At 66.7% G+C, this 17,951-nt stretch carries 15 protein-coding genes; 8 read left to right on the top strand and 7 right to left on the bottom strand.

Translation table 11 applies throughout. The features are described from left to right. Positions 1–55: 55 nt before the first annotated feature. From KF688_13950 to KF688_13940, 3 genes are all read left to right on the top strand, one after another. The gene (locus tag KF688_13950) at positions 56–1,561 is read left to right on the top strand and encodes a serine/threonine protein kinase (GenBank protein MBX3426778.1); all 1,506 of its coding nucleotides are present in this window, start codon (positions 56–58) and stop codon (positions 1,559–1,561) included. Positions 1,562–1,839: 278 nt separating this feature from the next. Beyond that, positions 1,840–2,082, top strand: coding sequence for a hypothetical protein (locus KF688_13945; protein MBX3426777.1), 243 nt, complete (start codon positions 1,840–1,842; stop codon positions 2,080–2,082). A gap of 77 nt (positions 2,083–2,159) precedes the next feature. Continuing rightward, positions 2,160–2,480, top strand: a complete 321-nt coding sequence (locus KF688_13940; GenBank protein MBX3426776.1) for a hypothetical protein — start codon at positions 2,160–2,162, stop codon at positions 2,478–2,480. Between the two features lie 96 nt (positions 2,481–2,576). Here the strand turns inward: KF688_13940 and KF688_13935 are convergent, their stop codons facing one another. The 6 genes from KF688_13935 to KF688_13910 form a co-directional block, all read right to left on the bottom strand. Then, complete coding sequence (locus KF688_13935) at positions 2,577–3,377, bottom strand: formylmethanofuran dehydrogenase subunit C (protein MBX3426775.1); 801 nt, start codon at positions 3,375–3,377, stop codon at positions 2,577–2,579. Between the two features lie 138 nt (positions 3,378–3,515). Beyond that, on the bottom strand, positions 3,516–5,462 hold the full coding sequence (locus KF688_13930; protein MBX3426774.1) for a lamin tail domain-containing protein: 1,947 nt from the start codon (positions 5,460–5,462) through the stop codon (positions 3,516–3,518). A 59-nt stretch (positions 5,463–5,521) separates the two neighbouring features. Next, positions 5,522–5,962, bottom strand: coding sequence for a hypothetical protein (locus KF688_13925; protein MBX3426773.1), 441 nt, complete (start codon positions 5,960–5,962; stop codon positions 5,522–5,524). 85 nt (positions 5,963–6,047) lie between these two features. Next, on the bottom strand, positions 6,048–7,064 hold the full coding sequence (locus KF688_13920) for a DUF1559 domain-containing protein (GenBank protein MBX3426772.1): 1,017 nt from the start codon (positions 7,062–7,064) through the stop codon (positions 6,048–6,050). Between the two features lie 154 nt (positions 7,065–7,218). Next, positions 7,219–9,597: a hypothetical protein gene (locus KF688_13915; protein ID MBX3426771.1), complete on the bottom strand. Its 2,379-nt coding sequence runs from the start codon at positions 9,595–9,597 to the stop codon at positions 7,219–7,221. 460 nt (positions 9,598–10,057) lie between these two features. Continuing rightward, positions 10,058–10,921 (bottom strand): PEP-CTERM sorting domain-containing protein, encoded by an 864-nt coding sequence (locus KF688_13910; GenBank protein MBX3426770.1) that lies wholly within the window; start codon positions 10,919–10,921, stop codon positions 10,058–10,060. Between the two features lie 292 nt (positions 10,922–11,213). Between KF688_13910 and KF688_13905 the strand changes: the two genes are divergently transcribed. Together KF688_13905 and KF688_13900 are read left to right on the top strand one after the other, a co-directional pair. Further along, entirely contained in the window at positions 11,214–12,044 is an 831-nt protein-coding gene (locus KF688_13905) for a hypothetical protein (GenBank protein MBX3426769.1), read from the top strand. Between the two features lie 68 nt (positions 12,045–12,112). After that, a complete protein-coding gene (locus KF688_13900) occupies positions 12,113–12,790 on the top strand; it encodes a molybdenum cofactor guanylyltransferase (protein MBX3426768.1) in 678 nt (225 codons plus the stop codon). Between the two features lie 16 nt (positions 12,791–12,806). On the opposite strand, the gene KF688_13895 is transcribed toward KF688_13900, so the two are convergent. Continuing rightward, positions 12,807–13,781 carry a fasciclin domain-containing protein gene (locus tag KF688_13895; protein MBX3426767.1) on the bottom strand — a complete coding sequence of 325 codons (975 nt, stop codon included), beginning with the start codon at positions 13,779–13,781 and terminating at the stop codon, positions 12,807–12,809. A gap of 494 nt (positions 13,782–14,275) precedes the next feature. Here KF688_13895 and rpsL point away from each other — a divergent pair, with 494 nt between their 5' ends. The 3 genes from rpsL (at position 14,276) to fusA (ending at position 17,720) form a co-directional block, all read left to right on the top strand. Further along, positions 14,276–14,641 (top strand): 30S ribosomal protein S12, encoded by a 366-nt coding sequence (gene rpsL, locus KF688_13890; protein MBX3426766.1) that lies wholly within the window; start codon positions 14,276–14,278, stop codon positions 14,639–14,641. Positions 14,642–14,780: 139 nt separating this feature from the next. Continuing rightward, positions 14,781–15,251: a 30S ribosomal protein S7 gene (rpsG, locus tag KF688_13885; protein ID MBX3426765.1), complete on the top strand. Its 471-nt coding sequence runs from the start codon at positions 14,781–14,783 to the stop codon at positions 15,249–15,251. A 327-nt stretch (positions 15,252–15,578) separates the two neighbouring features. Then, positions 15,579–17,720, top strand: coding sequence for an elongation factor G (gene fusA, locus KF688_13880; GenBank protein ID MBX3426764.1), 2,142 nt, complete (start codon positions 15,579–15,581; stop codon positions 17,718–17,720). Positions 17,721–17,951: the final 231 nt, after the last annotated feature.

The following is a 17,951-nucleotide window of genomic DNA, read 5'->3' as shown; positions in this document are numbered from 1 at the left end:
TGCGTTGGAAGCCCCTTGGCGTGCTTCGTGCCTTGGTGGTGAACGCAAACTCGGCATGCCCGATCCGCATTCGAAACCTGCCGAACTCGTCGGTCGCCAACTTGGCGACTATCGGGTGTTGCGCAAGATCGGCGCCGGGGGGATGGCCGAGGTCTACTTGGCCGAGCAGCTTTCGCTCGGCCGGCAAGTGGCGCTGAAGGTCCTGCCCGCGGCGCTGGCCGGCGACGCCGTGTTCGTCGAGCGGTTTCTCAACGAGGCCCGAGCCGCCGCGGCGCTCGTGCACGCCAACATCGTGCAGATCTACGAAGTCGGTCAGGCCGAGGGGGTGCGGTTCATCGCCCAGGAGTACGTGCGTGGGAAGAACCTCGCCGAACTCGTGCGCCGCGAGGGCGCCCTGCAGCCGCGGCTGGTGCTCGACGTGCTGCGGCAAGTGGCCGCCGCCTTGAGTCGATCGGCCGAGCTGGGGATCGTCCACCGCGACGTCAAGCCCGAGAACATCATGCTCAGCCACTCGGGCGAGGTGAAGGTCGCCGACTTCGGCCTGGCGCGGGTGGCAAGCGATGATGCGAAAACGCTCACCCAGGTCGGCGTCGCGATGGGGACGCCGCTGTACATGAGCCCCGAGCAGATCGAGGGCCGGGCGGTCGACGTCCGGAGCGATTTCTACTCGCTGGGGGTCACTTGCTACTGCCTGCTCGCCGGGGCGCCGCCGTTCGCGGGCGAGACTGCGCTGGCAATCGCGATGCAGCATCTCAATACGCCTCCCCGGCCGTTGGAGAACGTCCGCGACGACGTCCCGAGCGGGATGGCGCGGGTCGTCCACCGCCTGATGGCCAAGAAGCCCGAGGCCCGCTACGGCAGCCCCGCGGAACTGCTCGCCGATCTGCGGGCGTTGGCCCAGGAAGCGGTGACCGCGGGATGGGGAGACGGTCCGGGCGATTGGTCGCTCGCCGAGTGGATGCAGTCGAGCGCCACCCATAGCCTTGCCGCCACGAAGCTGGCCGAGTTGATGAAGACCAGCGTCAGTCTCTCCGAGCAAGGGACGGAAGGCCGCGGCCGGTGGCGGTGGTATCTCGCCGCCGCGGCGGTCGGGGTGCTGTTGGCCGTCATGGTGCGCCCTCGCTCCTATCTGGCCGGGCCCGTCGCGGTCGAGGTGAAGAAGCGGGATACGGCCTGGGCGCAAATCTTTCAGGCGAAGCTCGCCCCGAGCGAGGCGGCGTGGCGCGCCGTCGCCGAAAACTTTCCCGACGAGGACGCCTATGTCCTCGACCGTGCGCGCGAGGGGCTCGTGCGGTTCTATCTGCTGCAAGCGGACGACCCTGCCAAGGCCCTCGCGGAACTGCAGACGCTCGAGGCGAACGTATCGGCTTCCGGCGCCGAACCGGGGCAACGGGCGTTCGTCGACGCGGCGCTCTGCGTCGCGTATCAGCGATTGGGGCGGAAGGAGGAAGCCCGCGCCGCCAACGCCCGGCTCGACAGCGGCGCCCGCGATACGCTGCGAAGCGACGACCCGCGGTTGTATGAAGCCTTTCGGGCGAGCCAAACGGCGCTGGGGATCTGAGAGCCGCGCGTCCGCTTCGCTGGGGGCTCGCTTCGCTCGACCCCAGCCACGTTCGAGCCTTTCTTCTCGGGCGCTTTCGTCCCTTGGGCCGGCGAAACTCGCGGTTTTCCAGGGCAGGAAATAATCGTCAGAAAATAGTGTACAAATGGATAGTATGTGGTCGCGCTGTGTGCTAATTTAAACCTGTCCGGCGAGGAGGCCAGGGGCCGCAAGCCGCGCTTCGAACCTGCCGCCGATGTGACGACTGGGACGCCACTTACCTTGCGAGGAGGTCGGCCATGCCGCCCCGTTCTGTCCGGTCCCGCGCCCTCGCGGCGACCTGCTATTGCCCCGGCTCGGTCATCGAATCCGACTGGCCCGACGAGGAGCCGCGTTTCGACGACGACTTCGAGGACGACTGCGAAGGCGACATGTCCGCCGCCGACGCGCTAGCGGATCCCTGGCCCGCGGATGACGAACTCGAGGAAGCGTTCCCCGAGCCGGGCGATTTCTGGGAGGGGGACTGGCACGAGGACGACTGAGTTCCCCTTGCTCCTCCTCGGCGATGCGTGCGCTTGCCGATTGACCTGAAATTGCGAGTACGGAAAGGGCCTTGCTGATGCTGTCGATCGACGTGATTTGCGAGATCTCGCGCTTGCTGGCGGCGGAGGAACTTTCGCAACGGGCGATTGCGCGCAAGTTGCGCGTCAGTCGCGGAATCGTCCAGGCGATCGCCAGCGGCCATCGCGGCATATACGGACGCGAGCACGCCGTTGCGACGGCTCGGGGCGGTCGGGACGTTCGCTCCCCCGAGCGGTGTCCTGGTTGCGGAGGGTTGGTGTTCGCGCCCTGTCGGCTCTGTCGGGCGCGAGCCTATCGCCGCCGACTGTCGATCAAGCAAAGCCGCTTCGAGACGGGCCCCCCGCGTCGCGTCGCGTGAGCGCGGCCCTCGGTGTCGGGCGACGCCGAGACTTGCCGCACGGGACCCAGGGAGCACAGAGGGCTGCTCTCTGCTCAAGGCAGTTGACAAAGCCGGCTACGCGGCGAGGAGCACCTCGCCCCGGCCGCCGCGGAGGAAGTCGCCATGGACGATTTGCAGCGGATCAAGCGGAAGCGTTTTCGCGAAGCCCAAGGACTCCAGTTCGCGGCGGAGCAACGGCAACATCGGCCAGACTGCCGTCGAGCCGGCGCGGAACGTCGCTCCCAACGAAGGCGTCGGCCCGAGCGCGGCGACGGTGCCGCGGATCATCTCCGCGGCGAGATGCGCCCCGCAGGCGCCCCAAACGATCACGGTGCCGGCATGCATTCCGCAGGCGAGCCAATCGCCGGTGTCGCCGCCGACGGCCACGAGCCCGCGTCGCATCCGCTCGCCGGCGAAGTCGCCGACGTTCCCGGCGACGAGGATCGCTCCCCCGGCCATGCCGCGGCGGCTCCCCGCGAGCGCGCCGCCGACATGGTCGCCGGCGTTGCCCGCGACGCGGACGATTCCTCCGCGCATCTCGGCGCCGAGCCAGTCCCCTGCGTCGCCGTCGATCGCGAGCATCCCTCCGGTCATCCCCTCGCCGGCGTGCCGACCGACTGCGCCGGCCACGACGATCTCGCCGGCCGCCATCCCGGCGCCGACGCCCGTGACGCGCGACCAATCTCCCTCCAGGCGCCAGCGCATGCTCCGGGGGTCGCCGGAGACGTCGCACAAATCGCCCAGCGACGCGTCGCGGTTGCCTTGCCGCACGGGCAAGCGGCGAATCTCGGCGAGCGACAGTTCGCAAACCGTCTTGGGGGCCGTTCCGACCAGATCGAATGCCGCGCCGAGGGAGCGAATGACGAGCGGGGACATGGTTGCCCTTCAATTCCTGCGAGACGATTGGCGTCGGAGAAGCATTCTTGCGCAAAGGCGCCATGGCGCAAAGGAGGTCGCAGGACGTCAGTCCCGATCTGTGGCGGCGAACAGGTCTCTGGGCCACGCAGCGACGCGTCAGCGTAGGTCGCGATGACGATCGTCATCGTGCGGCGCTGCCGCAACGGCGGTACGGATTCGCCTGCATCGCAACAACGTCATTCCGATCGCGGCCAATTGCAGCGCGGCGGGGGTAGGTACAGGGAGGGATGCCGCGGAGGCGGCGGCCGGGGCGGCGAGGCGCTGCCAAGCGAGAAAGTCGCTGCCGTCGACGGATCCGTCGCCCGTCGCGTCTCCCTGTTGGCTCCCAGGGACGCCGGTCGCGGCGAAGCGTTCTTGCCAAATCGTCAGGTCGGCGCCGTCGACTGCACCGTCCTGGTTGAAGTCGGCTGCCGAGTACTCAGGCGCCGGCAGGGGCGACAGGCGGAACGTGAACGAGTTAGCCGGGTCGGTGCGGGCCAAGTCGAGAAACGGCGAATAGGTGCGCACGCGCACCGTCGTGCCGTCGTCGAGAAACTCGAGGATCCGCAGCCAGCCGTTGCCCCCGTTGGTTTCGAACTGGGTGTTGAGCAGCATCTGGTGGACGGCGGCGCCCTGGTCCCCCAGGCTGCGGACGTAGGAGACCCCGTCGCCGCCGACGTGGCCGCTGAAGGTCATCTCGAAGTTTCCGTTGACTTTGACCAGCTTGTTCCACAAGGCGACTCCGCCGTTGCCGTCGCCCCCCAGGCCGTAGCTGTTCACGTTGGGATTGGTGAGCGTGTCGTTTGCGTTGAGATAGCTGTGGGTCAGCAACACGGCCGTGTGGTTTGCGAAACGCGGCTCGGCGGCGACGGAGTTGGCCCAGGCGACGACCGCCTCGCGAGGCAGGAACTCCAGCGAGAACACCAGCAGATTGCGGCCGTCGGGGGCGTTCAGCTCGAAGTAAGCGTTGTCGAGCCGGCCCGGTTGGTAGACCCCGCGAAGGATCCCCCCGGCCGGGGAGCCGGCGGTCGGGGGCGTGTAGTTGAGCGGGTTCTGGGCCGTCTGGAAGTACGAGTTGAATTGCGTGTCGCGCGACTGGGCGTTGGTCGTCCCCATGTCGTGGTTGCCCAGCGCCATGACGTAGGGGACGTGCCCGTCGAGAATGCTCATCGCGGCGCGGGCGTTGGCCCATTGCTGGTTGGCCGATTGATCGCCGCTAGTGGGCGCGACTTGGCTGTTCTGGTTGACGATGTCGCCTTCGTGGAGCACGAGCTGGATGTTGAACTCGTCGCGGCGGTCGCGGATCCAGGTCGTCATTTGCGAGAAGATCGGTCGATCGCGCGAGTCCTTGGCGTAGTTTTGCGTGTCGGGCAGCACGACCATCGACCAAGCCGCGTCGGGGGACGCGGCGAAAGGCGCCTGCGACGAGGTCGGCACGTAACCCGGCGAGCCGTTGTTCTCGCCGTGGCCGCCGCCGTTGACCCAGCGGGCGCCGTAGAGCCCGCCGGACGAGGGATGCCAGTTGGCGCCGGCGTTGTTGGCCGTCGCGTCGAGGGCGTGGGGCGACAGCGCGATGCTGTTGCCCTGCGAGCCGCGCGTCGTGGGCCAGGCGCCGGAGCTTTGGTAGCTGACCGTGTCCTGTACGACTCCCGCGGCGTTGCGGACGGCGACCGTGCCGCTGGTGTTGCCGAGGGTCGGGAAGGCGCCGACTTCGATCCGCGGCAGGCCGGCGCCCCAGTTGGCGTCGAACGTCGCCGCGCTGCCGGCGAGCACCAGCGGGCGTCCGGGAGCGAGGGTCGTGCCGAGGGGAAACGGGTTCGACCACCCGTTGGCGGCGCCGTTGCCGAGTTGCCAGCCGGCCAAGTCGATCGTCGCGTCGCCCGTGTTGTAGATCTCGACCCACTCGCGATCGTAGGGCGGGGTCGCCGCGAGGTCTTTGTCGGTTCCCGCGGGGTTGGACATGATCTCGCTGATGATGATCGACGCGCCGGCCGGTGCAACGAGCAGGGCGAGGACGAGCGGGGCGAGCAGCGTGTGCAATGCGGCGGTCGGGGCGTTCGTCACGGGCGTTGTTCAACGGGGCTGATTTTCGGACTCGAAATCACGCGGACGGCGGAGCTCCGTCAGCGGAGGTCAAAGGGCGCAAGCTCCGTGGGGGCGGCGTCGATGGTTGCCGTCAGGCCCGAGCCGGCCGGAGCGGCGTAGCGGGAATTGAGTCGATCGCGGGCCGGGGGAGTCTCGGGGTTGTTCGGGTCGGCGGTCTTGGGGTCTTCTGGCCAGACGATCGTCACTTGGTATTCGCCGGCGGGGGCGCCGTCGGCGGGCCTGTAGGAGCCAAGCTCGAATCGGCCGTCGGGCCCCGCGACGCCGGTCGGGAGCGGGCGCCCTGAGCCGCGGAGCGATTCGTCGGTCGGAAACAGCACGACCTGGGCTCCCTCGGCCGGCCGACCGTTGACGGTCACCATGCCGGCGGCGGGATAGACCGGCGCCCGCGCGTCCTTGCCGCCGCACCCGCAGGCGCCAAGAGCGGCGAGCGCCGCGACGAATCGAAACGTGTCGGTCATGCCGAGTTTGTGCCTCTGTTCGGGTTCGGCTGCCGTCAGTTGCCCGCGAATCGCGGGCTCCGACTGAAGTACGCGGGAGTCGAGTTCAGATCTCGCTGAGATCGGCAAGATCTTCGGCCTCGCGGGTGAACAGCGAGGTGAAGACGTCGGGGTCGATGTCGTCTTGGACCAGTCGCACGGCGGCATCGCCCATGGTGAACATCGCCCCGTTGCCGTGGAAGCCGTAGATCTCGTCCGCGTTGTGGCAGTTGAACAGCTTGTAATTGCACTGGGCGAGATTGTGGCCGACGTCGAAGAACGTCTCGTGGTCGGCCCAACTGTCGCTCTGGGCCTGCTTGGTCGAGTCCTGCATGCGGAACTGATCGTAGTAGTCGGGGACGCCGGCCTGCTCGAACAGCATGAAGGTGTTCGACATGCCGTCGACGACGCGGCTGATGCGGACCGGAGTGTAGGTCCAGCGGGGGGGCGTGCCGGCGGTGCGGCCGACGATGCCCAGGACGCTCATCCAGGTGCCGTCCTCGCCGAGCGAGCCGCGATCGCGGATCCGCCGCGCGGCGACCAGCGGTTGCTTGGCCCCGTTGGCGCCGTCGACGAACCGGACGCAGACGGCGTAGTCGCACGCATTGGGGCGGCGTTTTTGGCCCGCGTCGGGAACCGAGGGGCACTTGAGGGTCGGCATCTCGGATTGAGCCTGCAGGACGAAATTCGCCGGCTCGCCGGCGGTCGAGTTCCAGTTCTGCTGCATGTTCCACTGTCCGGCCAGAGCGGTTTGCTCCAGGTAGGGGAGGAGGAACGCGATCAGGCTCTGATTGCCGACCTTGCCGTTGTTGGCGTGGTAAGCGGGAGGAAGGACCTTGTAGGTCGATTCGTAGTTGAGCACCGCCAACCCGAGTTGCCGCATGTGGCTTTTGCACTGGGCAGTGCGCGCGGCTTCGCGCGCCGCTTGGATCGCCGGCAACAGCAAGGCCACCAGCACCCCGATGATCGCGATGACGACTAACAGTTCGACGAGCGTGAAACCGTGTCGAGGTCGATCCGGGCGAGATAGCGACGGACAACGTTGCAGAACGGGAGAGGCGAGGGGGGAGAGGCGGGTCATCATTTCGTCAGCTTTCAAACGTGAGGGCGAATCTGCCAAGCAGCGTCCCAACTGCGTGGAGCGATGGGAGCGGCTCGCCCCGCAGGGGGCCGCCAGGGCGCGCTGCCCGGCGCCCCGGCGACCGTCAACCTGCACGGCAGGCGCGAGCGAGCGACGACTAGCGCCGCCGACGCCGGCCGACCAGGGCGGCCCCGGCGACTGCCGCCAGCCCCCAGGCGGCAGGCTCGGGAACCGCAGCGGTCGATGCGGTCGCCGAGGCGCCGTTGTACTGTCGCTGCCACGTGAGGAAGTCGGAGCCGTCTCGGGCGCCGTCGCCGTAGGCGCCCTGCCACGCGGCCAGATCGGCAGCGTCGACGCTGCCGTCCTGATTGAAGTCGGCTTCGAGATACGACCCGCCGAGGATCGGCGCCGCGTTGTGGTCGATGAACGCGAACGTGAAGTTCGTGTCCTCGAGCGTCGGGAAGATCAGGTCCGATTTTTCCTCGTAGCTGACCATGTCGACGCCGAAGATGCGGAACGCGCCTCCCGGCGCCGTGTCGTACACGAGTACGTTGTCGTTGAGCCCGCCGGTCTCCTCGGGGGTCAGCAGCAACGTGCCGTCGGCCGGGGTCTTGCCGGGGATGGTCAGCAGGTAAGTCCCCGGTGCTTCCTTGACGAGCGTGAAGCCTGCGGGGTTGGTCGAGGCGAGCACGTCGCCGTCGGTCGTGACGCGCCCCGCGACAAGGTTCTCGGCCGTGTAGGGGAGGTAGAGCCAGTTGACCGTCATGTTGCTCTGGCCGGTGTTGTTGTCGTACGTAGTGACGGCCCATCCCGACCCGTCAGAGGCCGGGGTGGCCACCGCGTAGTCGTCGTTGTTGCCCCACACCTGGGCGACCAGCACGCCGTCGGAGAGCGCGTTCACGCCGGGGAGGGAGACGTTGAGCTGACCGCCCGATTGCGCCGCGTTGGCGGCCTTGTGAAACGGGGTGTCGCCGCCGATCAGCACGGCGGAGAAATTCACGTTGAACTCGACCGAACTGGCGACCCCGAGCCCGGGATCGGCGATGTGGGTGGCGAACTCCCAGCCGCCGCCGGCGTCGCCCGCGGCGATCATGCCGTAGGCCCGTTCGCCGCCGGTGAGCGAGTTGTCGCGGAGCCCCTGGTTGACGCTGGCGAACAGGATGCCGTCGGACAGCGCCGGGAAGGCGCCGTCGATGGCGACGCTGAAGTCGCCGCGATTTTGCCGCAGGAAGTCGAACCGATAGCCGGCGGTTCCGCTCGTGACGCTCCCCCCCAGGCCGGGGACGTCGTTCAGCGAACCGTCGTACTCGACGACGTCGACGTTGAAGCCGAGGACCTTGTCCTTGAACGATTCGACGACGGGGTTGGCGCCGGGGCCGGTCGGCGGGGCGCTGAACGGCATGAAGGCGAACTGAAACGCCATGCCGCGGTCGGCCGCCGGGGTCTGGGCGAACGAGGGGGTCGTCGAGTTGCCCATGTCGGTGGTTTGGATGATCCAGTCGTTCCCGTCAGCTTGATGCGTAATCAGGTGGCGTGAGGTCTGAGAGTACCCGCCGGTCAGGGCGTACGTGCCGCCGGAGTTCATCAGCAGCGTGCCGGAGGTCGGCGACTGACCGGGGATCGACAGGCGATACGTCCCCGCCCCCTCGCGAACGATCGTGAAAGCCGAACCGCTGCTGTTCATCACGGTCGGTTGTTCGTTGAGCCCGGAAGCGCCGTGAACGCTGGCCATCGTGACGTTGGGCGTGCCGAAGGGGACGTAGACGAACGCGAACGGGTCGGCTTCCAGGTTGCCGGCGTTGCTGTGATGGATGCTGACGACGAAATGATTGCCGTCGGCCGAGGGCGCCACGGCGGCGTAGTTGTCTTCGTTCTTGGCGTGATTGGCGAACACGAGGCCCTGCCGACGAGAGTCCTCGACGCCGGGAACGTCCAAGTAGTACAGGGCGCTGAACGGGGTCGTGATGTCCGCCAGCGCGATCCCGTTGAGCGACGAAAACGCGTTGGGATTGCCGCCGTTGGCGCTCGAGCGGGTGGTCCCGCCGATCCAGCCTTCGCTGAAGGGGAAGTAAACCGCCGCCACGTCGGCGTTGGCGACGCCGCTGGTGCCGTAGCCGTTGCCGCTGCCGACGGCGTCGACGATCACGCGGAACGTTCCATTGCTCGGGGCGGACGTGGGGCTGTGAGCGTCGGCCAACGCGACGCTGTTGGCGACGAACCATTGCTGTCCCAGGCTGTTGGCGCGCGCGTGGTTCTCGCGGATTGTGGTCAGCAGTACGCCGTTGAAGAAATCGTCGGTCGAGTCTTCGCCGATGCGCACCGGGTAGACGCCGACCCCGAGGGCAGGATCGACGAAGAAATTCGGCGTCGCCTGACCCGGGTCGATGGAAACGGCAGGGAGATTGACCTCCGGAATGGCGCCGTCGACCACCGTGATGTTCGCCATCTCCACCGCCAGGAGCGGCCCGGCGCCGAGCGCCAACGATCCGCCGGCCAGGGTCGCGGCCCAACGTCGCCGCCACGATTTCATCTTCATCCTAGAGTCCTCTGGAGTGTGCGTACTCGGGGTAATGCGTCGAGAGAGAAGGCGCTGAACGTCGTCGCCGGTTTGGCAGGCGACGTCGACGCGCCGGGGGGAGGGAAAACGTCAATGCTCGATGGTCAGCTGGAAAACTGGTCGTCCTTGAACAACGCTGCGAAGAATAACGCTGCCAAGCGCCCGATCGACGCGGGGATGGTCAACAATCCGCGAGAGCGTGTGTGATGCGCGAATCGTGTCGCATCGTGATAGCGAGGCGACGTGAAGATCGGTTGAAGAACAAAAGAGGATTTCGCGACGAGCAAATTGTTCGTAACGAACCTCACAGAATCACACGACTTCGCTGAACTTCGCGAATGCTTCTGCAAACGTGTTGCGCAGCCCGAGTCGTCGATCGACGCGGGCAGCGCAACGAATGCTCGACGTCGCGCAGCGGCTTGTGCAACTTGTCGCGCGACTACGAGCGCCGACGGCGGCCGACGATCGTCAGCGCGCCGAGGGCGAGCCCGGCCAGCGCGATCGATCCCGGCTCGGGGACGGCGCTGGCCGAGAACCGCAGATCGTCGATCGCCAGTCCGTCGTCCTGGCCGCTGATGTCCTGACCGCTAAAGCGGAGCAGCAGCACGCTGCCCGGGGTCCAGTTGAGGCCCGTCACCGTCTTGGAGACGGCGACTTGGTTCGCCGGGAGATTGCCGTCGAGGGCGACCTCGGTCGGCGCCGGTTGGTTGTTGGGCGAGGCGATCGAGCCGATGTTCGCAAACGCGGCGTCGGTGTTGATGTTGTCCTGGCCGACGCCCGAGCCGTAGTTGCCGGTCACGGCCCAGTCGTAGCTGATGGCGTTGCCCGGGGCGGCGACGTTGCCTCGGCGCCACTGTTCGCCGACGAAATCGAGCGTGAACTGGTCATAGGTCGTGCTCGAGTCGTTGATCAGCGCCAGCCCGAAGCGGCTGATTTGGTTGCTGGTGGCAAGGACGCCGAGGGCCCGCTCGGCGGAGTTGATCGTGCCGAAGCTGACGACCCCGCGTCCCGCGCTGCCGGCTTGCGAGCCGTTTTGGGCCCGGTATTCGGTGTCGACCGAGGAGCCGTCGTAGTTGGACATCGTCCAGCCTTCCATCCCGGCGCTGGCCATGACGCCGGTCGTCGGGAAGTCGTGGGGCCCTTTGCCCGGGATGACCGCCGAGACGCTGCTGGCCGTCGGCGTGGTCGGCAATCCGTTGAAGTCCTGCAGGTACGCCCCGCCGGTGTACGAGACGGGGGCCGCGGATGCGGCGGATGCGGTCGCCGCGGCGACGACGGCCGAAAGAACGAGCGTGCGAGTCATGAGGTCCTGGCTCCAACATCGAGGAAAGAAACGGGGCGAGACAACATCGAGCGACGTCGCCGCGGGAGCGAAGTCGCCCCCGACTTCGCCCCCACTGCGGCAACGTGGACCAGAGGCTACCGACGCTCGATGAGGAAATGGTTCAGATGCGATGAAACCTCGACGAAGTCCCTGCGAGGCCGTCGCGAAGATGCGCGCGCAAAAATTCATCTCTTCGTCATCGAGTCTTCATGCTCGGCGAAGAGGATCGGTGCGATTCCGCAGATGTCCCTTCGTACCTCAGGCAAGGCTCATGAAAACGACGTTTCGATTCGATCGGCTGACAAAGCTGCCGCGGGTTTGCGCATCGGCGACTCTCGTGCTTGTCGGAGCGGCGACGTTCGCGTCCGCGGGCTATGGCGCCGTGTTTTCGTTCGGCAACGACGTCAACGGGCTCAATGGGTTTCCCGGTCCCGCGTCGATCGCCTTGAGCAGCGGCGAGTTCACGATGGAGTTGACCGCCGGTCCCGCGGGCGCCGTGTTGCGCGAAACGAACGGCGCGGCCGGGCTGGGGGTCGACTCCGCGGCGATTCCTGACGTGACCGACGTGCTGGCCTTCTCGATGTCGCTTTTGGGGGGCGCGAGTCCGCTGGCCGGTTCGGCGGAATACGTCGAGTTCTCGTTCGATCGTCCGGGGAGGATCACGGGGCTCGACTTCGACGGGCTCTCCGACGAACGGCTCGAGTACTTCCGGCTCGAGACCTTCGGCGGCGTGCGCTACAACTTCTTCGACTCGGCCGCCGACACGACCGTCCCCGGAGCGGTGCAGGGGGCGATCGACGCGGGCGTCTTGCCGGGGGAGACGATCTTCCTGCTGGAGATCCTGGGAGGGCCGATCGACGAGGCTCAAGGGCTGTCGATCCCGTTCGCCGCCGGGCAGACGTTCCGACTGACGTACGGCGAACTGGGCGCCGCGTTCGGCGCCCTGCGGGCCGGCAACGGCGGCACGCTGCAAGGGATCACGGTCGAGCCCGTCCCGGAACCTGCCGCGGCGTTGCTCGCCCTGGCGGCCGCGATCGGCCCCTGGCGCCAGCGTCCCGCCGGCGACCGCGACGAAGTCCGCAATCAAGCGCTGTTTGGCTAAGTCGCCTCGGTCTTGCGTCGCGCGGTCCAAGTCTAGACGCGGCGCGGCGGCGCTGCTTCACTGACGGCATGGCATGCAGCGGAGCAGTCATCCTGTGCGGGGGACGCAGCCGGCGAATGGGGCGCGACAAGGCGTCGTTGCCCTGGGGCGAACGCACCGTGCTGCAGCACGTCGTCGAGGTCGTCGGGGCCATCGTGCCGACGTGCCGGATCGTCGTCGTCGCCGCGGCGGAGCAACCGTTGCCTGAGTTGCCGGGGGAGGTGCGAATCGTGCGGGACCTTGTTCCCGGTCAAGGCCCGCTGGCCGCGTTGGTCGCCGGGTTGTCGGCGTTGCAAGACGACGCCGAGACGGCCCTGGTCGCGGCGTGCGACGCCCCGCTCGTTCGCCCGGCCCCGCTGGCTTGGCTGTTGGAGCGGCTGGCGACCGCCGGCCCGGAGGTCGCCGGGGTCGTCCCCGAGAGCGACGGTCGGCTCCATCCGTTGACCGCGGCGTACTGGACGAACATCGTCGAAGCCCTGACGGCGGCCCTTGCCGCCGGGAAGCGTTCGTTGCACGAGGCCCTGCGCGGGACGACGGTCGAATTGTTGGCCGCCGAGGAGTTGCGAAAGATCGATCCCGAGCTGGCGATGCTGGTGAATTGCAATACGCCGGAAGAGTTTGCCGCGGCGGAGGCGACAAGTCGCCTCGCGGGAGTCGTTATGACAACAAAAGAGCCGGGCCCCCGCGGGGCCCGGCTCGAACAGTGACGTCACGCGGCAAAAACTACGGCAGCAGCACGGCGTCGATGACGTGGATCACCCCGTTGGCGCACTCAATGTCGGTCTTGATCACTTTGGCGTCGTTGACCTTGACCCCCTCTTCGCCGACGGCGATCGCGAGCTCGCCCCCGGCAGCGGTCTTGGCTGACTTAAGCTTCACGACGTCGGCGGCCATGACTTTGCCCGACACGACGTGGTAAGTGAGGATCTTGGTCAGATCGGCCTTGGCCTCGGGTTTCAGCAGACCGGCGAGCGTTTCCTTCGGAAGCTTGGCGAACGCCGCGTCGGTGGGAGCGAACACGGTGAACGGTCCCTCGCCTTTGAGCGTGTCGACCAACCCCGCCGCCTTGACCGCGGCCACCAGCGTACTGAAGCCCTCGGCTCCGATGGCCGTGTCGACGATGTCCTTGGCCGCGGGTTCGGCGGCGGCTTCGTCAGTCGGGGGGAGCAGCACCGAGTCGATCACATGAATGACGCCGTTGCTGCAGGCCAAGTCGGCCTTCACGACCTTGGCCCCGCCGACGGTGAGACCCCCGTCGACGACCTTCAGCGGCAGGGACTTGCCCAGCACGGTCTTCGCAGCGGAGAGCTTGACCGCCTCGCTGGCCGGGACGTTGCCGGCGACGACGTGGTATTTGAGGATGTCGGTCAACTTGCCGCGGTTTTCAGGCTTGAGCAACTCGGCGACCGTTCCTTTAGGCAGCTTGCCGAAAGCGGCGTCGGTGGGAGCGAACACGGTGAACGGACCGTCGCCCGACAAAGTTTCGACCAACCCCGCAGCCTTCACGGCGGCGACGAGGGTCGAGAAATCCTTGGAAGCGGCGGCGGCTCCGACGATGGTCGGGGCCGTCGCGGGGGCGGCCGTTGCCACGTGATGGGCGGTGGTCGTTTGGCCCGAGGACGAACAAGGAGCGGCCAGGGCGAACTGCCAGCCGGGAGCAACAGCAGCGAACAGAAGCAAACTTAGAGAGCGTTTCATCGCAAGACCTGTGGTTCTAGGGAAGGTGAAGTTGATCAATTGCGAACATCGCCGGAGAGGCCAAACCGTGGCCTCGACAGTACGGCGATTCAGGAATGGGCGTTCCGAGACAATCGCATCGGACGCGCAGAAGCTGCCGGAGGAAGTTCCTAACATGTTCCTCGGTCAGTAGATGCGTCGACAGCCGGCCGGCTGAGTCATGAAAACCGTGAGGGGCAGTGCCCATTAACGGCGTTCCTGCTCGGCGCCGGCAGATTCGCGGCTTGGCGAGACAAGACCCCCGACAGCGGTGAAACCTCCCTCCGGCGCCGATTGGGGGGCATTGCCGTTCCTAGTGCTCTGCCCCAGCCCAACGGACTCGGGCTGATAAAGCCCTGGGGAATCGCTTCGGGCCTCCCTTGACCCTCCGCGGGGGTCCGGTAAATTGGTGGATTCTCGGCGGTTCGCCGGGAAGGATAGGACTCACTTGCTCCCGGTTTCGCCAGGCTCGGCCCATGCCTACCGTCAATCAGCTCATTCGCAAGAACCGCCGCGCGAAGCGGAAGTTCAGCAAGTCGCCGGTGCTCGACCGCTGCCCGTTCAAGCGCGGCGTGTGCTTGCAGGTCCGCACGATGACCCCCAAGAAGCCGAACTCGGCTCTGCGGAAGATCACCCGCGTGCGGTTGTCCAACGGCAAGGAAGTTACCGTGTACATCCCGGGCGAAGGGCACACCCTGCAGGAACACAGCATCGTGCTGGTCCGCGGCGGCCGCGTGCGGGACCTTCCCGGCGTGCGGTACCACGTCGTCCGCGGCGCCCTGGACACCCTGGGCGTCAACGGCCGGAAGCAGAGCCGCAGCAAGTACGGAGCGAAGAAGTAACGTCGGGACTGGCGGCTGCAAGCTGCGAGCTTGGAAGCCAACACGGTTCCAAGCGTTCGCTCAATCGACATATTCCGTTCAACCAATTTCCCTCGCTCTTGCTTAGAGCCTTCAGCTAACAGCTTACAGCTCTCCCCACATGGCCCGAATCACTGCAAGTCGCAAGACCCTGAAGCCCGATCCGATTTACGGATCGCTGCTCGCCAGCAAGTTCATCAACTGCCTGATGCACGACGGCAAGAAGAGCACCGCCCAGGAGGTGTTCTACGGGGCGTTGAACATCATCAAGGATCGGCTGCCCAACGAGGAGCCGATCAACGTGTTCACCCAGGCGGTCGAGAACGTGAAGCCGGCGATCGAAGTCCGCTCGAAGCGGGTCGGCGGCGCCGCGTATCAGGTCCCGATGCAGGTCAATCGCAACCGGCAGCAGAGTCTGTCGTTCCGCTGGATCCTGATGGCGGTCCGCGAGAAAAAGGGCCGTCCGACTGCCCAGAAGCTGGCTGACGAATTGGTCTCGGCGTTCAACCGCGAAGGGGTCGCGATGGCCCGCCGCGAAAACGTCCACCGCATGGCCGACGCGAACAAGGCCTTCGCCCACTTCGGCTGGTAACGCCCGCTCAACAAAGCCAGGGGCTGAGGACCGCGGCGCCGCGAGCGCCGCAGTCCCCGGCCCCTGGCTTTTTTTCGTGCGCACTCGGTGCGGCAGGTTCCAATACCGCCAAGGACGCCAAGTATGGGAAATCAGGAACTGCAGATAGACGCAGATCGACACGAGGGATTCGGGTACGATCTGATCAAGAGGAAGTATTGCGGGCGACTGGCATGCGCCTGCCTGATGCGGAAACGTCCTCCCGCTCTGCAGAACGATTGACAGCAAGGAGCAGGCCCTTCCTGTGGCGCTGTTGGCGTCCTTGGCGGTTTATTCTCGGAACAAGCGATGTCGGCAAATCTCTCACATCTCCGCAACCTCGGCATCATCGCTCACATCGACGCCGGGAAGACGACCGTGACTGAGCGGATGTTGTTCGCCTCGGGCGCCAAGCATCGCGCCGGCGAGGTTGATCGCGGGACGACTACGACCGACGACGACGTCGAGGAGGCGGAGCGCGGGATCACGATCTACAGCGCATGCGTCCGATTTCCCTGGAAGGACGTGCAGGTGAACCTGATCGACACTCCGGGGCACGTCGACTTCACCGCCGAAGTGGAGCGGAGCTTGCGGGTGCTCGACGGGGCGGTGATCGTGTTTTCGGCCCGCGAGGGGGTCGAGGCCCAGAGCGAGACCGTTTGGCGGCAGGCCGACAAGTATCGCGTGCCGCGGCTGGCGTTCATCAACAAGCTCGACCGCGAGGGCGCCGACTTCGAGTCGGTGTTGGCCGAGATCAAGAGTCGGCTCCACGCCAATCCCGTGCCCTTGCAGATCCCGGTGGGGCAGGGGCCTGCACACGTGAAGGAGCCCTTCCGCGGCATCATCGACCTAGTGCGGATGAAGCTGCTCACCTTCCCCGAGGGAAAGGAAGGGAACAAGATCGTCGTCGCCGAGATCCCCGAGGACTTGGCGGTCGAGGCGTCGCTGTATCGCGAGAAGTTGCTCGAGTCGCTGTACGACTACAGCAACCAGTTGATGGAACTGGCCCTGGCCGAGGAGCCGATTCCCGAGGCGCTCATCCACAAGACGGTCCGCGACGCGACGATCCATTTGCGGATTCAGCCGGTGCTGGTCGGCTCGGCGCTGCATGGGATGGGGGTGCAGCCGGTGCTCGACGCGGTGGCGGCGTACCTGCCCAGCCCGCTTGACGTGCCGCCGGTCGTCGGGGTCGATCCGGCCGGCAAGGCCGAGGGGCGCCACAAATCGAAGAAACACGCGGCCGAGCCGACCGAGTTGCCCAGGATCATTCGCAAACCCGACCCTGACGAGCCGTTCTGCGGACTCGTATTCAAGGTGCAGCCGTACAAGACGGGCGACCTGTGTTGGGTGCGGATTTACTCGGGCAAGCTGCACGGCAACAGCCGGGTGCTGAACCCGGGCAAGGACCAGAAGGAAAACGTCGCCCAGTTGTGGCGCATCCACGCCAGTAAACGGGACGAGCAACTCGAAGAGGCGCTCGCGGGGGACATCGTCGGCGCCATCGGCTTGCGCGAGTCGATCACGGGCGATACGTTGTGCGACACTCGGTCGCCGATTCTGTTGGAGTCGATCGAGTTTCCCGAGACGGTCGTCTCGATGGCGATCGAGCCCGAGAGCACGGCCGACAAGAAGAAACTGGCAGACGCCTTGGACATGCTCCGCAAGCAGGACCCCACGTTCGCGGCCAGCGAGAACGAGGAGACCGGCCAGACGCTCATCAGCGGCATGGGCGAGCTGCATCTGGAGGTGATTCAGCACCGGCTTGAGCGCGATTTCAAGCTCAACGTCAAGGTCCACAATCCACGGGTCAGCTACCGCGAAACGATCGCCGGCCCTGCCGAAGCGACCGGCGAGTGCCATCGCCAGATTAACGGCGTGCAGCACACGGGCAAGGTCCGCGTGCAGGTCGAACCGTGGCAGCCGAGCGGCCCGCTCGCTGCGGCGTTGGGCTCGACCACCGTGAGCGTCGCACCCGACCACGGCCTGCCCGAGCACTACTTGGCCGTGGTTCTGGAGGAGTTGGAGAATGCGGTGAGCGGCGGGGGCACGCTGGGTTTCCCGCTGCTGCGGCTCAAGGCGACCGTGTCGGGGGGCGAGGTCCACGAGAATGAGAGCACCGAGATCGCGTTCCGCACGGCCGCGTCGCTGGCGTTCGACGCGGCGTTGCGCAAGGCGGGGCCAGTGCTGTTGGAGCCGATCATGAAGCTCGAACTGTCGACTCCCGACGAGTTCGTGGGGGACCTGATCGGCGACCTGCAAAAGCGCCGCGCGATCATTCACGAGCAGGAATCGCGCGGCACGGCCACGGTGCTCCATGCCGAGGCCCCGCTGGCGGAGCTGTTCGGCTACTCGGGCGCCATGCGCAGCCTGAGCCAAGGGCGGGCGAGTTGCTCGATGGAGCCCAGCGCCTACGCCGCGGCGCCCGACGAGGTGCTGAAGCGTTTCTTGTAGGGCAGACGTTCCAGGCTTGCCTGCCACGGGATTGGCCCGGAAGTCTCGGAAATCGCCTGGCGCGGTCTTTCGGAAGCCGGCAAATCGGTTGCACGCCCCCGGTTTTCCCCCCAAACGGGGCGGTTTTGTTGCAATTGGCCGGCGGTTGCTGCTACAACCACGATTGGGGAGGGGGAGTGTTGCGCGCCGACGGGCGGTTCGCGCTCGTGCGGCGGCGACTGTTCAATACGG

This window comes from Pirellulales bacterium (genome assembly GCA_019636345.1).
Lineage (GTDB): Bacteria > Planctomycetota > Planctomycetia > Pirellulales > Lacipirellulaceae.
This window is presented reverse-complemented; position numbering and strand designations above follow the sequence as displayed.

Coding starts and splice junctions, on each gene's coding strand:
- KF688_13950 (MBX3426778.1), top strand. CDS start 56: ATGCCCGATCCGCATTCGAAACCTGCCGAACTCGTCGGTCGCCAACTT.
- KF688_13945 (MBX3426777.1), top strand. CDS start 1,840: ATGCCGCCCCGTTCTGTCCGGTCCCGCGCCCTCGCGGCGACCTGCTAT.
- KF688_13940 (MBX3426776.1), top strand. CDS start 2,160: ATGCTGTCGATCGACGTGATTTGCGAGATCTCGCGCTTGCTGGCGGCG.
- KF688_13935 (MBX3426775.1), bottom strand. CDS start 3,377: ATGTCCCCGCTCGTCATTCGCTCCCTCGGCGCGGCATTCGATCTGGTC.
- KF688_13925 (MBX3426773.1), bottom strand. CDS start 5,962: ATGACCGACACGTTTCGATTCGTCGCGGCGCTCGCCGCTCTTGGCGCC.
- KF688_13920 (MBX3426772.1), bottom strand. CDS start 7,064: ATGATGACCCGCCTCTCCCCCCTCGCCTCTCCCGTTCTGCAACGTTGT.
- KF688_13915 (MBX3426771.1), bottom strand. CDS start 9,597: ATGAAGATGAAATCGTGGCGGCGACGTTGGGCCGCGACCCTGGCCGGC.
- KF688_13910 (MBX3426770.1), bottom strand. CDS start 10,921: ATGACTCGCACGCTCGTTCTTTCGGCCGTCGTCGCCGCGGCGACCGCA.
- KF688_13905 (MBX3426769.1), top strand. CDS start 11,214: ATGAAAACGACGTTTCGATTCGATCGGCTGACAAAGCTGCCGCGGGTT.
- KF688_13900 (MBX3426768.1), top strand. CDS start 12,113: ATGGCATGCAGCGGAGCAGTCATCCTGTGCGGGGGACGCAGCCGGCGA.
- KF688_13895 (MBX3426767.1), bottom strand. CDS start 13,781: ATGAAACGCTCTCTAAGTTTGCTTCTGTTCGCTGCTGTTGCTCCCGGC.
- rpsL (MBX3426766.1), top strand. CDS start 14,276: ATGCCTACCGTCAATCAGCTCATTCGCAAGAACCGCCGCGCGAAGCGG.
- rpsG (MBX3426765.1), top strand. CDS start 14,781: ATGGCCCGAATCACTGCAAGTCGCAAGACCCTGAAGCCCGATCCGATT.
- fusA (MBX3426764.1), top strand. CDS start 15,579: ATGTCGGCAAATCTCTCACATCTCCGCAACCTCGGCATCATCGCTCAC.